The sequence below is a fragment of the Haloferax sp. YSSS75 genome (genome assembly GCF_046764215.1).
In the GTDB taxonomy this organism is placed as follows: Archaea; Halobacteriota; Halobacteria; order Halobacteriales; family Haloferacaceae; genus Haloferax.
The window spans coordinates 509,431-527,545 of the sequence record NZ_CP177206.1 but is presented as its reverse complement, the minus strand read 5'-3'; the positions used below and the strand labels follow the sequence as shown (position 1 = coordinate 527,545).

Annotated in this window: 24 protein-coding genes and 1 tRNA gene; 11 read left to right on the top strand and 14 right to left on the bottom strand. The window is 63.5% G+C overall.

Annotated features, from left to right (window positions below; translation table 11 throughout):
• Positions 1–49 precede the first annotated feature (49 nt).
• A complete protein-coding gene (locus ACK3R5_RS02770) occupies positions 50–1,054 on the bottom strand; it encodes an NAD-dependent epimerase/dehydratase family protein (RefSeq protein ID WP_411967997.1) in 1,005 nt (334 codons plus the stop codon).
• Positions 1,055–1,154: 100 nt separating this feature from the next.
• Between ACK3R5_RS02770 and ACK3R5_RS02765 the strand changes: the two genes are divergently transcribed.
• Genes ACK3R5_RS02765 through ACK3R5_RS02745 form a run of 5 tightly spaced genes read left to right on the top strand, consistent with a single transcriptional unit; the run spans position 1,155 to position 2,542 of the window.
• Complete coding sequence (locus ACK3R5_RS02765) at positions 1,155–1,424, top strand: 50S ribosomal protein L37ae (protein ID WP_151134381.1); 270 nt, start codon at positions 1,155–1,157, stop codon at positions 1,422–1,424.
• A 30-nt stretch (positions 1,425–1,454) separates the two neighbouring features.
• The gene (locus tag ACK3R5_RS02760) at positions 1,455–1,589 is read left to right on the top strand and encodes a DNA-directed RNA polymerase subunit P (RefSeq protein WP_411965522.1); all 135 of its coding nucleotides are present in this window, start codon (positions 1,455–1,457) and stop codon (positions 1,587–1,589) included.
• Between the two features lies 1 nt (position 1,590).
• Positions 1,591–1,860 carry a KEOPS complex subunit Pcc1 gene (locus ACK3R5_RS02755; RefSeq protein ID WP_411967996.1) on the top strand — a complete coding sequence of 90 codons (270 nt, stop codon included), beginning with the start codon at positions 1,591–1,593 and terminating at the stop codon, positions 1,858–1,860.
• 43 nt (positions 1,861–1,903) lie between these two features.
• On the top strand, positions 1,904–2,287 hold the full coding sequence (locus tag ACK3R5_RS02750; RefSeq protein WP_411965520.1) for a prefoldin subunit beta: 384 nt from the start codon (positions 1,904–1,906) through the stop codon (positions 2,285–2,287).
• Positions 2,288–2,542, top strand: a complete 255-nt coding sequence (locus tag ACK3R5_RS02745; protein WP_411965519.1) for a DUF3194 domain-containing protein — start codon at positions 2,288–2,290, stop codon at positions 2,540–2,542.
• Between the two features lie 69 nt (positions 2,543–2,611).
• On the opposite strand, the gene ACK3R5_RS02740 is transcribed toward ACK3R5_RS02745, so the two are convergent.
• Positions 2,612–3,466, bottom strand: a complete 855-nt coding sequence (locus ACK3R5_RS02740) for a hypothetical protein (RefSeq protein ID WP_411967995.1) — start codon at positions 3,464–3,466, stop codon at positions 2,612–2,614.
• A gap of 180 nt (positions 3,467–3,646) precedes the next feature.
• Here ACK3R5_RS02740 and ACK3R5_RS02735 point away from each other — a divergent pair, with 180 nt between their 5' ends.
• Positions 3,647–3,853, top strand: a complete 207-nt coding sequence (locus ACK3R5_RS02735; RefSeq protein WP_411965517.1) for an HVO_0649 family zinc finger protein — start codon at positions 3,647–3,649, stop codon at positions 3,851–3,853.
• Positions 3,854–3,963: 110 nt separating this feature from the next.
• Here the strand turns inward: ACK3R5_RS02735 and ACK3R5_RS02730 are convergent, their stop codons facing one another.
• From ACK3R5_RS02730 to ACK3R5_RS02720, 3 genes are all read right to left on the bottom strand, one after another.
• Entirely contained in the window at positions 3,964–5,877 is a 1,914-nt protein-coding gene (locus tag ACK3R5_RS02730; protein ID WP_411967994.1) for a DUF2070 family protein, read from the bottom strand.
• Positions 5,878–6,012: 135 nt separating this feature from the next.
• On the bottom strand, positions 6,013–6,564 hold the full coding sequence (locus ACK3R5_RS02725; RefSeq protein ID WP_411965515.1) for a GMP synthase subunit A: 552 nt from the start codon (positions 6,562–6,564) through the stop codon (positions 6,013–6,015).
• A gap of 102 nt (positions 6,565–6,666) precedes the next feature.
• The gene (locus ACK3R5_RS02720; protein WP_411967993.1) at positions 6,667–7,209 is read right to left on the bottom strand and encodes a hypothetical protein; all 543 of its coding nucleotides are present in this window, start codon (positions 7,207–7,209) and stop codon (positions 6,667–6,669) included.
• 210 nt (positions 7,210–7,419) lie between these two features.
• Here ACK3R5_RS02720 and ACK3R5_RS02715 point away from each other — a divergent pair, with 210 nt between their 5' ends.
• Together ACK3R5_RS02715 and ACK3R5_RS02710 are read left to right on the top strand one after the other, a co-directional pair.
• Positions 7,420–7,767, top strand: a complete 348-nt coding sequence (locus tag ACK3R5_RS02715) for a DUF192 domain-containing protein (protein ID WP_411965513.1) — start codon at positions 7,420–7,422, stop codon at positions 7,765–7,767.
• Between the two features lie 185 nt (positions 7,768–7,952).
• Positions 7,953–9,491 (top strand): (R)-citramalate synthase, encoded by a 1,539-nt coding sequence (locus tag ACK3R5_RS02710; protein ID WP_411967992.1) that lies wholly within the window; start codon positions 7,953–7,955, stop codon positions 9,489–9,491.
• Between the two features lie 60 nt (positions 9,492–9,551).
• On the opposite strand, the gene ACK3R5_RS02705 is transcribed toward ACK3R5_RS02710, so the two are convergent.
• Positions 9,552–9,731 (bottom strand): hypothetical protein, encoded by a 180-nt coding sequence (locus tag ACK3R5_RS02705; RefSeq protein ID WP_411965511.1) that lies wholly within the window; start codon positions 9,729–9,731, stop codon positions 9,552–9,554.
• A 212-nt stretch (positions 9,732–9,943) separates the two neighbouring features.
• On the opposite strand from ACK3R5_RS02705, the gene ACK3R5_RS02700 reads away from it, so the two are divergent.
• Positions 9,944–10,279, top strand: a complete 336-nt coding sequence (locus ACK3R5_RS02700; RefSeq protein WP_411967991.1) for a hypothetical protein — start codon at positions 9,944–9,946, stop codon at positions 10,277–10,279.
• Here ACK3R5_RS02700 and ACK3R5_RS02695 read toward each other — a convergent pair.
• A complete protein-coding gene (locus ACK3R5_RS02695; RefSeq protein WP_411967990.1) occupies positions 10,276–10,455 on the bottom strand; it encodes a hypothetical protein in 180 nt (59 codons plus the stop codon). The two genes, ACK3R5_RS02700 and ACK3R5_RS02695, sit on opposite strands and share 4 nt — an antisense overlap.
• Before the next feature lie 310 nt (positions 10,456–10,765).
• Positions 10,766–10,850 (bottom strand) — tRNA-Ser (locus ACK3R5_RS02690).
• A gap of 138 nt (positions 10,851–10,988) precedes the next feature.
• Between ACK3R5_RS02690 and ACK3R5_RS02685 the strand changes: the two genes are divergently transcribed.
• Positions 10,989–11,939 (top strand): AAA family ATPase, encoded by a 951-nt coding sequence (locus ACK3R5_RS02685; protein ID WP_411965508.1) that lies wholly within the window; start codon positions 10,989–10,991, stop codon positions 11,937–11,939.
• Between the two features lie 7 nt (positions 11,940–11,946).
• Here ACK3R5_RS02685 and ACK3R5_RS02680 read toward each other — a convergent pair whose 3' ends face one another.
• From ACK3R5_RS02680 to ACK3R5_RS02665, 4 genes are read right to left on the bottom strand one after another with little or no spacing between them, the layout of a single operon-like run.
• Positions 11,947–12,444, bottom strand: coding sequence for a hypothetical protein (locus tag ACK3R5_RS02680; protein ID WP_411967989.1), 498 nt, complete (start codon positions 12,442–12,444; stop codon positions 11,947–11,949).
• Between the two features lie 33 nt (positions 12,445–12,477).
• Entirely contained in the window at positions 12,478–13,746 is a 1,269-nt protein-coding gene (locus tag ACK3R5_RS02675) for a DUF58 domain-containing protein (RefSeq protein ID WP_411967988.1), read from the bottom strand.
• Complete coding sequence (locus tag ACK3R5_RS02670) at positions 13,743–14,351, bottom strand: hypothetical protein (RefSeq protein WP_411967987.1); 609 nt, start codon at positions 14,349–14,351, stop codon at positions 13,743–13,745. Before ACK3R5_RS02670 ends, ACK3R5_RS02675 begins: the two co-directional genes overlap by 4 nt.
• Positions 14,348–15,310, bottom strand: coding sequence for a DUF4129 domain-containing protein (locus ACK3R5_RS02665; protein ID WP_411967986.1), 963 nt, complete (start codon positions 15,308–15,310; stop codon positions 14,348–14,350). The genes ACK3R5_RS02670 and ACK3R5_RS02665 overlap by 4 nt, the downstream gene beginning before the upstream one ends.
• A 629-nt stretch (positions 15,311–15,939) precedes the next feature.
• Here ACK3R5_RS02665 and ACK3R5_RS02660 point away from each other — a divergent pair.
• Entirely contained in the window at positions 15,940–17,166 is a 1,227-nt protein-coding gene (locus ACK3R5_RS02660) for an orc1/cdc6 family replication initiation protein (protein ID WP_411965502.1), read from the top strand.
• Between the two features lie 42 nt (positions 17,167–17,208).
• Here the strand turns inward: ACK3R5_RS02660 and ACK3R5_RS02655 are convergent, their stop codons facing one another.
• Together ACK3R5_RS02655 and ACK3R5_RS02650 are read right to left on the bottom strand one after the other, a co-directional pair.
• Positions 17,209–17,403, bottom strand: coding sequence for a hypothetical protein (locus ACK3R5_RS02655; RefSeq protein ID WP_411965501.1), 195 nt, complete (start codon positions 17,401–17,403; stop codon positions 17,209–17,211).
• 97 nt (positions 17,404–17,500) lie between these two features.
• Positions 17,501–18,106, bottom strand: coding sequence for a class I SAM-dependent methyltransferase (locus tag ACK3R5_RS02650; protein WP_411967985.1), 606 nt, complete (start codon positions 18,104–18,106; stop codon positions 17,501–17,503).
• Positions 18,107–18,115: the final 9 nt, after the last annotated feature.

The following is an 18,115-nucleotide window of genomic DNA, read 5'->3' as shown; positions in this document are numbered from 1 at the left end:
GAGAAGCAGTCAGATACTGGAGGAGTTCCCCAGAGCGACCCGAGCCTGCTCACTGAGTGGTCGCTTCGAACGCTTGCTCCGACTCTGTCTCGATGTGAATCGGTTCTGTCGTCGCCCGCTGGTCACGGTACCACGCGACTGTCTCCTCGATAGCCGTTTCGAGTGGTGTCGCCGTCACTGCGTCCCCGAAGGCGTTCCGGAACTTCGAGTCGTCGACGACGTAGGGCGCTTCGAACGAGTATCGCTGTTCGCCGAACTCTTTCAGTGGCGAACTCACGAGTCCACCGAGCGTCAGCAACGGGCCGGCGAGGTACACGAGACGTGGGAGTCGGGGGTCGATGCCCGCGGCGTCGTAGACGAGTTCGACGAATCGACGCGTGGAGACAGTTTCGGGGTTCGGGACGTGCCACGCCTCGCCCAGTGCCTCGTCTCGTTCGCCGAGGAGGACCAGCGCGCGAGCGAAGTCGGGGACGTAGGTGTAGGTGTGCGGGAACTTGGGCTTCCCGAGGACCTTCGCGCGGTTCCCGTCGACTGCCTCGCCGAACACCTGCTCGCCGACCGCAGAGTTGCGGACTCGTGGGCCGAAAAAGTCGCTCGCTCGGCCGATGGTCGCCTCGATTCGACCCTCGTCGTGGGCGTCGAGGACCATCCGAGCGCATCTCGCGCGGGTTCGACCCTTCGGACCGGTGGCCGCGTACGGTAGGTCTTCGGTGAGTCTGTCGTCCACCTCGCCGTACATGTAGAGGTTCTCGGCGACGACCAATCTCGCACCCGCGGATTCGACGCCCGCGACGATGGCCCGCGTCAGGTCGGGAAAGAGGTCGGGCCACGAGTCGTACGGCGGTTGCGCACAGTGGTAGACGACGTCGGCGTCTTCGAACGCCGCTTTCGCCATCGACTCGTCTGTCACGTCGACGCGTCGGTGTTCTGCACCCTCGGGGAGTCTGTCGGTTACGTGTCGCGTCACGACGGCGACGTCGGCGTCGCGTTCTCGGAGGTGTTCAGCGACTGCGAGGCCGACCGGACCCGCGCCGACCACGACGTGTGTCTTCATACCGGTCATACGCACAGAACAGAGATAGCAGTGTCTAGGGGACGTCGCGCCGACGCGACTCGTAGGGTTTATCCATACTGCTGAGGTAGTTGGCGGTACTATGGCCGACAAGAAGGCACGATCTGTTGGCAGTGCCGGGCGCTTCGGTGCTCGGTACGGCCGTGTCGCCCGCCGCCGCGTCAAGGAAATCGAAGCAGAGATGCGAAGCGCGAAAGTCGACGGCGACGACGTCACCCGCGTCGGAACCGGCATCTGGAAGAACGAAAAGACTGGCGAGGTCTTCACCGGCGGTACCTACCGTCCCCAGACCCCGGCCGGAAAACAGGTTCGTCGCTCCATCCGCGCCGCACTCACTGGCGAGTCCGAATAACCGAGTTCCCCCGATTCCTCACACCTCACAATGAGCTACAAATGTTCCCGGTGCAAGCGCGACGTCGAACTGGACGAGTTCGGTGGCGTTCGTTGCCCGTACTGTGGGCACCGCGTCCTGCTGAAGGAGCGGTCCCCCAACGTGAAAGAAGTCACCGTCGAGTAACGTGCGCCCCGCGCACAGCGCTTCTCTCGAGTTCGACTACCCCGACGAGCGGCGCGCTCGCATCGTCGAACGAAGTGTCGCCGTCGAAGTCGGCGAGATAGACGATGCCCGCTCTCGTGCACGCGTCCACCGCGACGGCCGAACCGTCGTCGTCACCGTCGAGGCCGACGACCTGGTCGCCCTTCGCGCCGGCGTGAACACGTGGATACGCCTCGTCGAGACTGCTGAGGCCGTCGCCACCGCGAGCGAGAGACGTTCACAGTCTGCGTAGCAGACCGCGGGTGTTTTAGGGCCGGCGTCCCGTCGGTTCGGGTATGCAGGGAAGTCTGCCGCCGGAAGCGCAGGAGAAGCTCGAAGAACTGCAGAACCTTCAGGAGACCGCTCAGAACGTCTCCCAGCAGAAGCAGTCCTCCGAGACGGCACTCAACGAAGCTCAGACGGCGCTCGACACGCTCGAAGACGTCGACGCCGACTCCAAGATGTATCGCGAAGTCGGTGAACTCCTCATCGAGACGGACTACGAAGCAGCGCAGGAAGACCTCGAAGAGAAGGTCGAGAGCCTCGAAGTCCGCGTCGAACAACTGACGAAGCAGGAAGAACGCGTCCAAGAGAAGTTCGAGAGTCTGCAGGAAGAGCTCCAGCAGATGCTGCAGGGCGGTGCAGGCGGTGCCGGTCCGATGGGTCCCGGCGGCGCATAAATGCCAGAGCCAACGGACGAAGAGGTTGTCCAGACCGCCGCCGAGGCGGCCGAAGGCCTCATCTTCGCCCGGTTCAAGCAGTCGCGCGTCACTGACTTCGACGTGACCGTGACGTTCGAAGACGGCGTGCTCGACGTCGACGTGTACATCAACGCACCCGACGACGCCGACGATGCCGAAGCGGTCGCCGACGAGGCGGCCCGAACGGCACAGGAAGCCGTCGACGAACTGTTCGCGGAAGCGGACGACGAGTAGGGTTTTCGCGGGCACCCCCCGTGTTTCATTCGATTGGTGAGCGACGCGTCCGTGTCACTCGACTGGGAGTCAGGTCGCCTGTACCGGTCGAATCGACCGATAGAACGCCGTCGAGTACGCTGCGAAGAACGCACCGACGAGGCTACTGACGACGAGGACGAGCGCGGCGAGGCCGAGCGTTCCGACGAGACCGACCGAGGGGAGGCCAAACAGGTGTGGAGTCGCCGCTGGAGCGACGCTCACGTCGGTCACACCGGGGCGTTGTGGCGGCATCGTCGGCGTCGTGAGCAACGAGAACACCACCCCGACGAGGCCGAGGACAGCGCCTCCGACGGTGACGACGATGGTGTAGCCGAAGACGGACACGAGGTTGTGCCTGACGCACCACACACTCCGTTTGAGTCCCTCGATAGCTCCCACGTCGTCGACGACGATGGCGTGGCCGAAGAACTGCGAGACGAACAGGACTCCGAGATAGACCGAGAGGATGGCCAAGCCAACCACGGCGACGATTGCGAAGAGGACGATACCCGGTTGCGTCCCGCTCGACAACAGAATCGCACCGACCAAAGCGACCAGCAAGAAGCTCACGACCCACAACACGACGTAGAAGACGAGCAGTCCGAAGTAGACGACCAGTATCGAGACGTAGTGGGCTTTTCCCTCGCTGACGAGCGTCTCGAACGAGGTGCGGCCGCCAATCGCCTCGTTCGCCATGCCGATGACGCCGCCGATGAAAAACGGCATGACGAACAACAAGAGTCCGCTAGACACGAGCGAGACGAGACTCCCTACGAGCGGGCTGATAGACTGCGCTATCAGTCCGGGAAGTTGCAGGAAGCTAAGCGCGGCGGTGACGACGAACAAAATCGGGTTCCGTCGGAGTGTCGCGCCTGCTGTCTGGAGGGCTTGGAGAGCACTCATAGGGAGACATCATGTCAACACGATAAGTATTTTGGGCTGTTGGCTGACTAACGACCACTCGACACAACACCGACGACTGTCGAGTAATCGCCCCAGTTACCAACGAATCCGTAGAATTCACGGGGTCGAACTGTACAATTGCCCGATACAATTATGAAGGGCCATGGTGTATGTTACCCCATGTCAATTAGGCGTACTCCGAGAGGGACTACCGCGCTGGACAGACTGCGAGAACGGTACACAGACGTCGAGCGCGTCTGTTCAGAGTGTGGGTTCGACGACGAAGACGGCGAGTGGTCGGCGAAGACGACCGGTTCAAGCGTCTTCTATCGGCACATCTGTCCGAGTTGTGGGAACATCGAGACGCGAACGCTCTCACTGAAGTAAGTGCGGCGAGGGAGTTTTCTCGTCGTTCGAATCTCCGTCCGTGAGTGGCGACTGTACGTGGAAGACGGTCCAGAGAGGGGGCGTCGAAGGGTGCGCCACACTGGAACCGATTACGCGAGGAAGAACACGAGCAGGCTAACGGCCATCGACGCGAGGATGACCGCCAGTGCCAGTGCCCCGCCCATCGAGACGACGGCGTTCGCGTGACTCGCGAGCGTCTCGGTCCGGTCGTTGCCGAAGATGGTCACCTCGGCGCGTTCGGTTGCCATCCCGCCGGTGACGGGTTCACGGTCCGCGAGCGCCGCGTCGACGAGGCGCTCGATGGTCGACCGCAGTTCGTCGTCGTCGATTGCCGCACCCACCTGATTTTCCGCTTCGACGGTGTTGACGATGTGCGTGTCCGTCGTCATCACTTCGGCCACGTCCACCGGTGCGTCCGGACCCTCCGTGAGTGCATCGACGAGGTAGTCGCGGAGGCCCGGTTCCATGTTGTTCCCGTCGACGAGGACGTACGCCGTCTTCTGGTCGTTCACGTCCGTCACGGCGACACGGATGCCGAGGGGGCCGATGCCGTCGCGCGGCACCCACTCGGTTCGCTCCCACGCCGTCCCGAGTTCGAGCGTTCCGGGCGACGATTCGGTGAGTTCGTCCCCCGCGATGCCTGCCGCGGAAATCATGTCGAACGAGCGTTTGCTACCGGGGGTGACGTGTCCGAGGTCCGGTCCCTGCAGGCCGTTGTTACAGTTGTGTGCGTCTACGAGGAGGACGTGTTCGAGACCGGTCGTTCGGGCCTCGGCGGACGCGGAGAGGCCGACGGCGTACTCGACGTCGTCTGCGAACAGTGGGGCGTACGTCGAGACGAGAACGGCGTCGTCACCGAATCGTTGGCCGAGCATCTTCGCGTCGCCGGATTCGACACGGACGCTCTCTGTGGCCTCCTCGGTGTACTCGATGTTCTCGTAGGCGGCGTCGGCGGCGTCGAGGACGACGTCGACTTCGCGTTCCGTCACGAGGTTGAAGTCGTGGCCGGCGGTGGCGTGCGGCGGGAACGCGAGGCCCTCTGAACGGCGGGCGACCCGTTCGGGGAAGTTTCCGCCGCCGATTTCACCCATCGGACCCGGGTGAATCATCGGCAGGACGAACCGCGCCTTCTCGGTACCGTCGTCGCGGCGGAACGAGAGAACGGTGACGGGGACGATTGCCTCCTGTCCGAGTTGCTCGAAGAAGTCCTCCAGTTCGCGCGTCCCCTCTGCGACGTGGCCGATGAACCCACGGATGAAGTCGAGGACGGACACACCGAGACTCCGGCGCCACGGTCGGTCGACGACGCGAAGGAAGGCGTAGACGCCGAGCGAGTAGACGACACACGTGATAGCGAGCAGTTGGAAGTGACTGAGCGCGATTGCGGAGAGTTCGGGCGGTGCTCGGTCCGGGCGGGCCAGATACGGTAACAGATACGCGTCGAGGATGGGGCCGCCCACTTCGAAGAAGGCCAGCGTCCCGCTGTAGATGAAGAGCAAGGCCGCGGCGGTGAGTGTCTGGATACTCGCCGGGACGGCGGCGACGAGGAGCGACGACCGAGAGACGGCCATGATGATGAGCAACCGGAACGCGAAGACCGACGCGAGGGAGACGACGAGTGCGTCGAAGACGAATCGCTGGCCGAGACCGGTGAACACCGAGACGATGGCGGCTATCGTGACGAGGGTGACGATGATGACTTCGCCCGCCAGCGCGAGGAGTGACGAGCGATTGTGTGTCAGTTTCCCGCCGACGAACCGGTCGACGCCGGTGGTACCGAACGCTGCAACGACCGTCGGAATACCGATGAAGAAGATACCTTCCCAGGCGTCTCTGCCGAGGAAGAAGATACCTCGCCACGAACCCTCGAAGTTCCCCGAGTCGAACGCCGCGATACCGGCCATCGCGGCGACGAGCATGGCGAACCCCAGACTCGCGTACCACTTGGGCGCGCGGAAGATAAACCGCGACAACCCGGCGAGGTCGCTCTGCGTGGAGGTCATTTCCCGAACAGACAAATTCGAGTAGGGTAAATCCCTCGTATTATTCCGACCGGAAAACGATGATAGATAGATGACTGCCGAGCGGGTGGGCGGTTTTCCGACCGCAGATAGCCGAGCGATAGACCGACTGGCCGATTACTGTTCGCAGATAGCGATGAAGTTCTCGAAGACTTCCTCACCCTCGTCGGTGTGGGCCACCTCGGGGTGCCACTGGACGCCGTAGAGGTCACGGTCGGTGTCGCTCATCGCTTCGATGGTACAGACGTCGCTCGTGGCGGTGTGGGTGAAGCCCTCCGGGACTTCTTTCACTTCGTCGGCGTGACTGGCCCAGACGCGTGTCTCGGGGGCGAGCGAGCCGATTAGCGGGTCGTCTTCGTCGAGAATCGAGACGTCGACGTCCGCGTATCCGCCGTAGTCGCCGGAGCCGACGCGCCCGCCGAGTTCTTCGGCCAGAATCTGCATGCCGAGACAGATACCGAGAATCGGAACGTCGAGTTCGAGGTAGTCGGCACAGCGGCCGATGCGGTCCATGTCCGGCCCGCCAGAGAGGACGATGCCGTCTGCGTCGATATCTTCGGGTGCCGTGTCGTTGTCGACGAGTTCGGTGTCGACGCCGAGGTCACGGAGTGCGCGTCGTTCGAGATGGGTGAACTGCCCGTGGTTGTCGATGACGACGATTCGGGTCATGTCCCGGATTGGACTACCGTGCCTAAAAATGGTTCGAAGGACGGTCGAGATGAGCGTATCCGTGCATCACATTGGCATATCGAGACGCGAACGAGCGTGTCGTCACTCGTCGTCGACACGTTCTCTTGCCGACTGAAATCCCATCTCCGCCAACTCCTTCGTCCGTCGTGCTTCACGTGCAGCGATGGCCTCCGGGTCCGGCGAGGCGTCGTCGTCGATGCGAGCGAACGACTTGTGGACCTTCGTGTGACACCATCGACAGAGGGCGACGGTAATCTCGTGTGAAGGGTCGTCGCCCGCGTCGTGGGCGGCGCTCGACCCGCTTCCATACGAGAGGTGGTGTTCTTCGAGGAGTGGCCGTGCCGCCGAGTCGTGGGCCATGCGGACTTCTTCGAGACCACACCGGACGCACTCGCGACCGTTCGTCGTCGCGGCGTAGTGTGGACAGTCGCGGAACTCGCAGTCGTCGTCGGCGGCGACGCATTCGTAGTCGAATCGGGCGCGTTCGCGGGCGAACGCCGGGTCACGGTCGGCGTACTCGCGGGCCAGACGGCACTTCCCGTCGCTCGTGAGGTGGTCACACCGGCCGGCGTGGTCGTAGGGGTCGTCGACACCTACGGGCGTCCCTGTCGGCGTCTGTTCCATACCTGTGGTGTGGACAGCGCGCGGGTAAACGTTGCTTTCGGTGAGATAGCGGCCGTAGAGTCCTTTCGGTGGGATAGCGGACGTAGAGTCCTTTCGGTGGGATAGGGGCCCCAGAGCCCTTCCAATGGGAGAGAGGCCGCAGAACCGGCCGACTTCGGAGGGGCCGCAGTCGGCGGTGGTTTCATCAGGTCCACGGTCCAAAAATTGGTCGTGAGGCTCGTACACCGACAGAACGGGGACCAGACGACGCTCGCGTCCAACGTCGAGACGGCGGACTCGTTTCTCTCGAAAGCCCGTGGACTGATGTTTCGCGGGTCGGTCCCCGACGACTACGCACTCGTCTTCAGATTCGACGACGCCGACAGACACAGTCTCCACATGGTGTTCGTCCCGTTCGACATCGACGCACTGTGGCTTATCGGCGACGAAGTCAAGCAGAAGAAGCGTCTGTCCGCGTGGACGGGCATCGGATTCGGTATGGCCGACACCATCATCGAACTCCCCGCAGGGGCCGCCGAAGACGTCGAACCGGGCGACCTGGTCGAACTTTCTGAATAAGCGAACAGTCAGGCCCCTGATGAGACACCAATAACTGTCGGAACCATCTCTTTTATACATTCGTCCACAGATGTGTTCAACTACTATGTCGGGAGATACCACACCGACGGAGGATAGAGTAAGTCGTCGCGAGACGGCTGGCTGTGAAATTCGACGGTTCTAACTCACAAGGACACGATTCTACCGTGAATACACGATTCGGGAAGACCCCCGAGCTACGCACTTCTGATTCGGTACAGCTGTTGGATACTACGCTTCGCGATGGCGAGCAAGCGCCCGGAGTCTCACTGACTCCGAGCGAAAAGGCAGATATCGCACGGGCACTCGACAGGGCACAGGTCGACTACATCGAAGCAGGAAGCGCCTGCACCGGCCCCGGTGAACGCGAGACCATCAAGCGCGTCACGTCGCTCGGCCTCGACGCGACGGTGACGAGTTTCGCTCGCGGCGTCCAGAACGACATCGACCTCGCACTCGACTGCGACGTCGGCGGCATCACGCTCGTCGTTCCGGCGAGCGAGCGCCACATCGAGTCGAAGGTCGGCACCACACAGGAGGGCGTCCTCCAGACGACGGACGAACTCGTCGCGTACGCCAAGGACCACGGCCTGTGGGTCGAAGTCATCGGCGAAGACGGCTCTCGCGCGTCACTGGAGTTCTTAGACGAGTTGGCACAAGTCTCTCACAACGCTGGAGCAGACCGGTTCTGTTTCGCCGATACGGTCGGACACACCAGTCCCGAACACACCTACGAGGCCGTCTCGCAAGTCGCTCAGTACGGGCCGACGTCCACCCACACCCACGACGACCTAGGACTCGCGATGGCCAACGTCCACGCGAGTCTCGCCGCGGGTGCTGACCTCGTCCACACGACGGTCAACGGCATCGGCGAGCGCGCCGGCAACGTCGCCCTCGAAGAAGTCGCAATCGCGTTGCACCACTGTTACGACGTCGATACCGTCAAACTCGACGAACTCTACGCACTGGCACAGAAAGTCGCTCACGCGACGGGCGTCGCACTGCCACCGAACAAAGCAGTCGTCGGGCAGAACGCCTTCACGCACGAGAGTGGCATCCACACCGACGGCACGCTCAAAGACGACGCGATGTACGAACCGTACCCGCCGGAGACGGTCGGACGTGAGCGTCGTCTCGTCCTCGGGAAACACGCCGGCCGCGCCGGTGTCAAAGCCGCGCTCGACGAACACGGCGTCGACGCTACGGACGAAGAAGTCGCCGCCGTCGTCAGTCGGGTGAAAGAACTCGGCGACCGAGGAAAGCGCGTCACCGACGCGGACCTCCTCGCGTTCGCAGAAGACGTTCAAGGCCGCGAGCGTGACCGGACGGTCGAACTCCTCGACCTCACGGCCGCATCCGGTGGCGGGACGCCGACGGCGAGTGTCAGACTCAGCGTCGACGGCGAGGAACGCGTCGCCTCCGGCACCGGGTCTGGACCGGTCGACGCCGCGGTGAAAGCAGTGCGGAAAGCACTCGGCCCCGACGCGGACGCACAACTCGACGAATATCACGTCGACGCCATCACCGGCGGCACCGACGCCGTCGTGACCGTCGAGGTGACGATGTCACTCGGCGATAGAAGTGTCACCGTCGCCGCGTCGGACGCGGACATCACGCGAGCGAGTGTGCAGGCGATGGTCGATGCCCTCGACCGACTGCTCGAAAAGAGTCAGGGCACGCTGGAACCCGCGTCGGCGGACGACTAGTCTACGCTAGCGTCGCTTCGACGGTAGTCGTCGCCGCGTTTCGGCCGCACCGCGACGCGCTCAGCGCGTCTCTTTTGCGACGAGGTAGGTCCACCCACCTCGGCGCTCGAATCCGATGGCGTCGTCGCCGAGTTTCGACTCCGCGTAGTCGGCGACGCGCCCCGTGCGGACCGTCGTGACGTCTATTCGGCGCGTCCCACCGTCTTCGCTCGTATTCGTGTCTGCCGCATTCGCGCTCATACATCTGCAAACGAACGGAGAGGATATGTATCGAATCCTAGGAGAGTGAAAGTGAAATCGACAGACATCACCGACCCGTGTCACGAGACACCATACCAGCCCCGGCCGAGGGTATCGGAGCGTGAGTCGGTCGGTGTTTGAGGCGTTCGGCCTCGTCCTCGGAGAGGACCGATTCCGGGTGGTACAAGACCCCGGAGCCACGATATTCGGGCGTGCCAGACGCTGCGTTCGTCGTCGACATCAAGCCCTCGGCCCGCCGGACCAACGGGGCAGTGGGAACGCTCGTCAACCGACGGGGGACGCGGCACGTCTTTAGTTCGCGCGACGACGCCGAGATGTGGGCCAGCGGTCTGTCGAGTCGCGGCGACGTCGCCGTCTGGATTCGCAGTGCCGACCCACGAGACGAGAGCGACGCGGACGCGTATCTGGTCGGGCGGCGGACGCGTGAGTCGATACTCGCGGGTGCATACGACAAACGCCGGCGACGGATGCGTGGCGGTGACGACGGCGAGCAAGTGGTGTTCGAGACGTTCGACCGAGAAGGCTAGTCACTGGTCGCGTCCGACTGGGTGGCCGGGGATGCGGCACCGACGAGAACTGCGGCCCCGCCGAGGAACGCGAGGAGGACCCCCACGACACCTGCGGCCTGATACGCCACGGCGACGAGGATGAAGGTCAACAGGAGCATGATACCGTCGAGTTTCGTCGCGAGTGCGGAGTCCATGTCCGCGAGTTCTGGTGGTCCTGTGACAACTTTTTCGGCGTCGAACACACTACTCTCCCGGGGTGTCAGCGTCGGCAACGCTGTGTGTTCGTATCACGACAGAGGAGTGGCCTCGGTTTCGGGAATAAACCTTCGGACGGGGGGTCCAGAGAGACGGTGTTCGCAGAAAGTGAAACCACCGAGGGTGAGATTTGAACCTCACTCGCTCACGTCGTTCGCTCCCTAGTTCAAATCTCAGGTCGTCGCACACACGGACACCCTGTCGCGGCGCGACGAGACGCGCCGCTCGGAGTGTAGTGTCCGTGAGAAGCGCCGAGGGTGAGATTTGAACTCACGTGTCCGAATGGACAGTAGATTTCGAATCTACCGCCTTGGCCGGGCTAGGCTACCTCGGCTTCCATCGTCATCTCTCTCGCGGATAGTTTAATCCGTTTCGATTTACCGAGGCCGCGAGTGGTGTGACCGAGAGACGAAACCGGGATGACCACGCCGGCGACCACTGTTACTAAGTCGCACGCAAACGGGGATGTCGCATGGACATCGACACGGCGAGCGAGACGTGTACGCAGGTTCTCGACACCATCTCCGAAGCCGTCATCGCCGACCGCTCGTTTCTCGAGACGGTCCTCACGGGCGTCCTCGCTCGCGGGCACGTCCTCCTCGAAGACGTCCCGGGGACGGGGAAGACGCTCACCGCTCGAAGTTTCGCGACGGCGCTCGGCCTCTCGTTTTCTCGTATCCAGTTCACACCTGACCTCCTCCCTGCCGACGTGACGGGGACGAACATCTACGACGAGCGCGACCGGTCGTTCGAGTTCTCTCCCGGTCCCATCTTCGCCAACGTCGTCCTCGCGGACGAAATCAACCGCGCGCCGCCGAAGACGCAGGCGGCCCTCCTCGAAGCGATGGAGGAAGGACAGGTGACCGTCGACGGCGAGACACACGAACTTCCGAAACCGTTCTTCGTCATCGCCACGCAGAACCCCGTCGAACAGGAAGGGACGTTCACACTGCCGGAAGCACAGGTCGACCGATTCGTCGTGAAGTCCGCCATCGGCTATCCTGACCTCGACGGCGAAGTCGAACTGCTCCGACGACGCGCCGGACGCGAAGCACAGAGTCCGACTATCGAGCGCGTCCTCGACCGAGACTCCGTCGTCGCGATTCGACGGGCACCGGAACAGGTCCGCGTCGACGACGACCTGTTGCGGTACATGGCCGAACTCACCAGAGAGACGCGCACGGACAGACGAGTCCGCGTCGGCGTCTCGCCACGAGGCACACAGCGCCTGTTCGAAGCGGCACGCGCCCGCGCAGTCGTCGAGGGGCGCGAGTTCGTCACTCCGGACGACATCAAACGCGTCGCCCACGCCGTCCTCGCACACCGTCTCGTGCTCACCCCGGACGCACGGGTCGAAGACGTACAGAAGGCGGACGTGGTTCGTGACGTCCTCGACAAGGTCACAGTGCCGACGCTCGAATGACACTCCCTCACCGGCGCATCGCCGCCACGAGGGCGGTTGCACCGAGCAACAGCAACACGACTGCGGTAATTGGTTGCCCACCCGTCGCCGCCGACCGGAGGACGTAGACGACGCCGACGCCGACGACGAGGACGGCCAGCGTCGCCGCGGCGTGGACGAGTTCGAGGCGAGTCGTCGCCGTCTCGCGGCCGAGGTGTTGGCCGAGAGAGAGCGCGTTCTCTGCGGTGTCCCACGCCAGCACCGACGCGACAGCAGCGAGGAGCAGTGCTTCTGTCCCCGCTCGACCGACGCCAGCGAGCAGCAACGCGACGAAGAAGAGTCCGCCCGCCGTATCGACGAGTCGCCGAGACCCGCGGGTCACGCCTGCCGCGAGGACGACAGTCGCGACGACCCCACCGAGTGCGGCAGTCGTCGTCGTGAACGCGAGTGCGAGTATCGCCAACCCGGCCGCCGAAAGCGCCAGTGCCGTCCCAGAGCGAGTCGGCCGACGGGTGATTTCACTCATCGACGACCCTCCGTGTCACGACGTGTCGACTGCTCACCGCGACCACCCCGATTCGGCCCGAGCGAGTGCGACTGCGAGTGGTTCGTCTCGCCAATCCACTACGCGAATCCCCGAGCGCCGCAGGTCACGCAGGCGCAAGTCGCGTTCGAGGCGGGCGAGTCTGGCACCGACGGTTCCGGTCCCCGTCGGGTCGGGTGAGACGACGGTGACGGCGTGGCCGTAGGCCTCCAGTCGGCGAGCGACGGAGACGGCGTAGTCGTCTGCGAGTGGCGAACAGAAGATGACCTGTGCGTCACTGGAGAGTCGTCGTCGGAGTCGCTTCACCGCAACGGACGGGAAGAACGCCTCTGTGGGTGGCGTCGGGGCGAACGCGGGGTGTGTCGCGAAGAGTCGTCGGGCGCGGGCACGGTGGTCACCACCTGACGACGGTTCTAGCCAACACTCCGTCGGCCCGAACGCGGCCACACCGACTCTGTCGCCACTGTCGAGGAGCGCCGAGAACGCGATACTCGCCGCGTCGACACAGCGTTCGACCGCCGTCTCGGCGTCCGAGTCGGGAGCGACGTGTGCCTCCGAGCGCGTGTCGACGACGAGGACGACGGCCGCAGCACGCTCCTCACGGAACTGTACCGTCGCGAGTTCCCCGGTCCGAGCGCGGCGATTCCAGTCGATGCGTCGAATCGGGTCGCCGTGGCGGTACTCCCGGATGGAAGCGAACTCCAGTCCCGACCCCGGAACGTCCGTCTCGACGCGTCCGGCGTACTTCGACGTGAGGCCACGAAGCGGTAGGTCCGCCGTCGCCGCCAGTTCGGGTTCACACCGCATCGTCGTCTCGGTGTGTATCGTCTCGCGGCGCTCGACTGCACCGCTCGGGTCGCGGGCGACGACCACCGTCTCGTCCCACGTGTGCTCGCCGCGAATCGCCGTGACGGTGTACGTCGTCGTCGCCGTCGCACCGGGTCTGAGGGCCGCTCCGAGGCGTGCGGGGCCGTCCGAGACGGCGAGTGCCGGGGGAACGCCGTCGACGATTCGAAGGTCGAAGAGCGTCCGTGACCCCTCGTTGGTCACCGAGAGCGTCACCTCGACGTCGTCGTCGGAATCCGGTGTCGAATCCGAGAGTTCTCGCTCGATTGCGAGCGTCACCTCCGGGACGGTGGCGATGCGGACGTACCCAACGTAGACGACGCCCACGCCGGCGAGCAACAGCGGTGCTGGTTCACGGAGGAAGACGCCCACCGCGGCGGCGACGAGGACGAGTCCTTCGAGGCCAACCCACCGCGCCGTCTCGAATTCGCGACTCATCGGCGTCCTCCATCGCTCGCAGCAGTCGGCGTCGCGGCATCGTCGTCTGCGTGCGCTTGGTCGGTTCCGACGTTCTCGATGGCCGCAATCGTCCGCTCGACGCGAGCGACCAGTGCGGACTGTCCGGACAGGAAGAGACGGAGGCGATATCGGATGGGAACCGAGATGGTCGCTCCGAGGAAACGGGCCGCGACGACGTCGTCCGTCCACGTTCCGTCGTCGATGAGTCTGGCCGCCTCGGCCGGCGTCTTTCCGTCTCTGAGGACGAGTGCGCGCTGTGCACGCTGTTCGAGGCGAGAGACGAGTCGCTCGCGAGTGCCCCACCGACTGCGACGCGTCAGCGCTGTGCGGAGTTCGTCGTCGAAGTCGGCCCCCGGGACGGGGACTTCGACGCGTAGTTCGGGGTCACCCGTCGTCGTCGTCCGTGTGGGCGTATCTCGCCGTCGTTGGACGTATCTGGTGCCCTGTATCGCCGCGAGTGCGGCGACCAGGGTGAGAAACAGGTCGGTGAGTTCCAACCCTAGCGAGACGCCGGCGACGATGGCGAACCCGCCGGCAGTGGCGACGACGCCGACGAGATACGCGAGCGAGCGAGCCTTCGTCATCGGTCCTCCGAAGACTGGTCGGCGTAGGTCGATTCGATGTTTCGGAGCGCGTCGACGGCACGTCGCTCGCGCGCCGTCGTCGCTTCGGCCCCACCGTATCGCACTGCTTCGAAGAGATTCGTCAGTTCCGTCACGTCGTCTCTCTCCATGCCGGCATCGACAGCAGCAGCGGCGAACTCGGCCGGCGTCGCAGACTGGCGGTTCGGCACGTCGAGGAGCGTCGTCATCTCCCGCCACGCGCGGAACACTTCGTTCTCGACGTCACCGTCTCCGGATTCGATTCGTTCGGCCGCAGCGCCGGCGGCACGGCCGACAGCGGCGACGTCCGGGGACGTCTCGGGCGTCGACGGCGTGGGTTCGTCGTCACCGTCCGGTGTGTCGCTCGTCCCCGTGACGAGCATGAAGACGGCGACACCGAGCGCGACGACGAGCAGGAGCGTAAACAGGAGCGTCGGCGGCGAGACACTCTGGACGCCGCCGGCACCCTCACCGAGACGCCCACCGCCGCCGGGTTGGAACAGCGAGATGTTGCCTGCGGCCTCCGTGGCACGACTCGAAAATGAGAAACCGCGGTTACAGGACGTCAGCAGTCCAATGAGGAGGGCGACTGGCGGTCCGAGCGCCAACACGATTGCCACTGGCGGGAGCAGTGAGCGAGTCTCCCAGTAGCTGTAACCCCCGAGGAGGAGAAAGACGGCGGCGACGAGAGCGAGGACTTCCGGTGAGAGCAACCACGGGAGACACGGTGTCGGAATACTGAATCCCTCGGTGTCTCCCGAGAGCGGTTCGAACCCGGTGTCCTGTGTCTCGCCGACACCACCACCGCCGGAGTCGCCGGGACCGAATCCGAACGAACCACCGTCAGTTACGACAGTCGAGTCGATAGTCGCGGCGGCGACCGCAAAGGCCACGACGGCGAGGAGGGCCAACCCGAGCGCACCCGCAGTAGAGCGGTCCACGAGAACGTGTAACAGTATCGAGGGTAAAGGCATTTCGTGAGAGGGCGGCGACGTCCGGCGAGTCGCCGTGGGACCACCGAAGAGTTCGCCACCTCGTGAGACAGACCACCGATACACGTGAACGTCCGCTCGTGATTGTGAATCTCGACACGGGGAGTTCAGCACCGACACACCACAGATTCAAGTGAATAACCGAACTAAGAGAGGCCGATAATCGACCCACAGACACCACTGTTGCAAGTGAACCACTGCGGAGGTGTGAGGGGTGTGAGTTCGGAGAGACCACCGATGCAAGTGAATCAGTTCCGGCCGGAGTATTCGTCCACCCACCACGATTGCAGGTGAATCTGGGAGGAGACGGCGGAACACGGGCGAATTCAGTCGGTCCGAATCACGTGTGACGGTGGTCTCTTCACCCTAGATATGTCAGCACTTTAGTTGAAACTGTGCTCTGTTGTTCTTCTAGAGACTCTCGTCTCTCGTCTTCACTTGCAACAGTGGGGTGTGTCTGTTCGCCGTCCTCCCGCCGCGACGAACATTTCGTCCGTCTCGTAAGACAGTCCGAGATTCAGATGAATCAGATGAAATCGCGGTTTTAAATAGGGGGACGGAACAAGGACCCGACGTTAATGCGCCGGTTCGAGCGAAAGCAAAACGTCTTCGTCAACAAGGACGCCCTTGGAGAGTCCTACAAACCCGAGCGCATCGAAGAGCGCGACGACGAGATATCGGAGTACATGGATGCACTCCAACCAGTCGTCGACGGGTGGGAACCGAACAACGTCTTCCTCTACGGGAACACCGGCGTCGGAAAGACGGCAGTGACGGAGTTCCTCCTCGAGATGCTTCTCGAAGACGTCTCGCAGTACGACGACGTGGATTTGAGCGTCATCTCCATCAACTGCAAGACGCTCAACTCCTCGTATCAGGTCGCCGTCGAACTCGTCAACGAACTGCGACCGGCCGGCGCGGAGATTAGTTCGACGGGTTACCCCCAACAGACCGTCTTCAAGAAACTCTTCGAAGAGTTAGACGACGTGGGTGGAACCATCCTCATCGTCCTCGACGAAGTCGACTCTATCGGGGAGCGAGACGAACTGCTCTACGAACTCCCGCGTGCCCGGTCGAACGGCAAACTCGACGACGCGAAAGTCGGCCTCGTCGGTATCTCGAACGACTTCAAGTTCCACGACCAACTCGACCCGCGCGTCCAGGACACGCTCTGTGAACGCGAACTCCACTTCCCGCCGTATCAGGCCCCCGAACTCCAGAACATTCTCGAATCGCGGGCGGAAGTCGCCATCGCGGAAGATGCGTGCGAAGAAGGCGTCCTCAACCTGTGTGCGGCACTCGCCGCCCGCGACAGCGGAAGCGCACGACAGGCGCTCGACCTGCTTCGGTTGGCGGGCGAACACGCCGAGAACAAAGACGACGACAGAATCACCCTCGACCACGTCGACATCGCGCGGCAGAAACTCGAACAGGAACGCGTCGTCGAAGGGATGCGCGAACTCACCGAGAACGGACACTTCGCACTGCTCGCAGTCGTCTCGAAGGCGGCCAACGACGAGACACCCTGCCGGATGCGTGACCTCTATCAGGAGTATCTCCGCCTCTGTAACTCCGCGGGCATCGACCCACTCGCACAGCGGTCGGTCCACAACCACCTCTCGGACCTGCGGATGCTCGGCATCCTCTCTGCAGAAGAAAACCGCACCGGGTCGCGGGGCAACTACTACAGTTACGCACTCGACGTCCCCTTTGCCAGCGCCATGGAGGCGCTGTCGGACGTTCTCTCGCTCGACTCCGTCCTCGACGAGATTCGAAAGACGGCACGGAAGACGAAAGCAGTGTGAACGCGACTGTCAGCGTCGCCTGCCGTCGTGCCCGACGGTGCCCTACGCCGGGCGGTTCTGCTGGAAGAGTCGCCACAACAGGAGCACACTCGCCAGCGAGAAGGCGACGAACAAGACGAGTGACACCGTACTCGGAGTGCCGCTGAAGACGGTGTCTGCTTGACTGACCGCCGCGACGAGTGTGAGGACGAAGAGCAGGACTAATCCTCTGCGACTCGGGCCGGACGGGCTATTCATACCTAATCATGTACGTCTACTCACATGAGTTTGCTGGAGGAAATCCACCGCCGAGGACCACGAGACGCCCACCTTCTCTCTGAATTACGGCACGACACTAGTCGTCGAGTGCGAGACGAGCGAACACGAACTCACTGCTCGTCCCGAGTGGGTCGTCGGCGACGCGAGTCTCCAGATGGTCGAATCCAGCGTCCCTGAGTTGCGACAGCGTCTGCTCACGCCCGGGTGAGGAAAAGAACATCCGCCCGCCCATCCACCCACGGCGGACCGTTTCGAATCGGCCACCGGGAAGCGTCGTGAGAACCACCCCACCGGGTTTCAGGACACGTGCGAACTCGCGGTAAACAGTCGGATGCGAAGCACGCGGGACGTGAAACACGGCGTGATACGCCGTGATAGCATCGACCGAGTCGTCACGAAAGGGAATCGACAGCATGTCAGCTTGGACCAGTTCTGCATCCGGAACCGTCTGTGCCGCCAGTTCGAGTCCACGGCGAGCGAAGTCGAGGCCGAGACTCCCCGGCGGAAGGTTGGCGAGCGTCCGCGCACCGTCACCGCATCCGACGTCGAGGACGACGGGATTCTCCGGGAGGAGCGCGACGAGTTCCGAGAGCAGTTCGGCGTCGGACCCCGTCGGGTCACGCGTCCGAGCGTACGTCTCGGAGACGGACTCCCACGCCTGTCGTACCCTGTTCCGGTCCATGTGAGTCGT

Coding starts and splice junctions, on each gene's coding strand:
- ACK3R5_RS02730 (WP_411967994.1), bottom strand. CDS start 5,877: ATGACCTCCACGCAGAGCGACCTCGCCGGGTTGTCGCGGTTTATCTTC.
- ACK3R5_RS02670 (WP_411967987.1), bottom strand. CDS start 14,351: ATGACGAAGGCTCGCTCGCTCGCGTATCTCGTCGGCGTCGTCGCCACT.
- ACK3R5_RS02745 (WP_411965519.1), top strand. CDS start 2,288: ATGCCAGAGCCAACGGACGAAGAGGTTGTCCAGACCGCCGCCGAGGCG.
- ACK3R5_RS02765 (WP_151134381.1), top strand. CDS start 1,155: ATGGCCGACAAGAAGGCACGATCTGTTGGCAGTGCCGGGCGCTTCGGT.
- ACK3R5_RS02675 (WP_411967988.1), bottom strand. CDS start 13,746: ATGAGTCGCGAATTCGAGACGGCGCGGTGGGTTGGCCTCGAAGGACTC.
- ACK3R5_RS02680 (WP_411967989.1), bottom strand. CDS start 12,444: ATGAGTGAAATCACCCGTCGGCCGACTCGCTCTGGGACGGCACTGGCG.
- ACK3R5_RS02655 (WP_411965501.1), bottom strand. CDS start 17,403: ATGAATAGCCCGTCCGGCCCGAGTCGCAGAGGATTAGTCCTGCTCTTC.
- ACK3R5_RS02750 (WP_411965520.1), top strand. CDS start 1,904: ATGCAGGGAAGTCTGCCGCCGGAAGCGCAGGAGAAGCTCGAAGAACTG.
- ACK3R5_RS02720 (WP_411967993.1), bottom strand. CDS start 7,209: ATGGAACAGACGCCGACAGGGACGCCCGTAGGTGTCGACGACCCCTAC.
- ACK3R5_RS02705 (WP_411965511.1), bottom strand. CDS start 9,731: ATGAGCGCGAATGCGGCAGACACGAATACGAGCGAAGACGGTGGGACG.
- ACK3R5_RS02660 (WP_411965502.1), top strand. CDS start 15,940: ATGCGCCGGTTCGAGCGAAAGCAAAACGTCTTCGTCAACAAGGACGCC.
- ACK3R5_RS02770 (WP_411967997.1), bottom strand. CDS start 1,054: ATGAAGACACACGTCGTGGTCGGCGCGGGTCCGGTCGGCCTCGCAGTC.
- ACK3R5_RS02650 (WP_411967985.1), bottom strand. CDS start 18,106: ATGGACCGGAACAGGGTACGACAGGCGTGGGAGTCCGTCTCCGAGACG.
- ACK3R5_RS02735 (WP_411965517.1), top strand. CDS start 3,647: ATGTCAATTAGGCGTACTCCGAGAGGGACTACCGCGCTGGACAGACTG.
- ACK3R5_RS02760 (WP_411965522.1), top strand. CDS start 1,455: ATGAGCTACAAATGTTCCCGGTGCAAGCGCGACGTCGAACTGGACGAG.
- ACK3R5_RS02740 (WP_411967995.1), bottom strand. CDS start 3,466: ATGAGTGCTCTCCAAGCCCTCCAGACAGCAGGCGCGACACTCCGACGG.
- ACK3R5_RS02695 (WP_411967990.1), bottom strand. CDS start 10,455: ATGGACTCCGCACTCGCGACGAAACTCGACGGTATCATGCTCCTGTTG.
- ACK3R5_RS02685 (WP_411965508.1), top strand. CDS start 10,989: ATGGACATCGACACGGCGAGCGAGACGTGTACGCAGGTTCTCGACACC.
- ACK3R5_RS02725 (WP_411965515.1), bottom strand. CDS start 6,564: ATGACCCGAATCGTCGTCATCGACAACCACGGGCAGTTCACCCATCTC.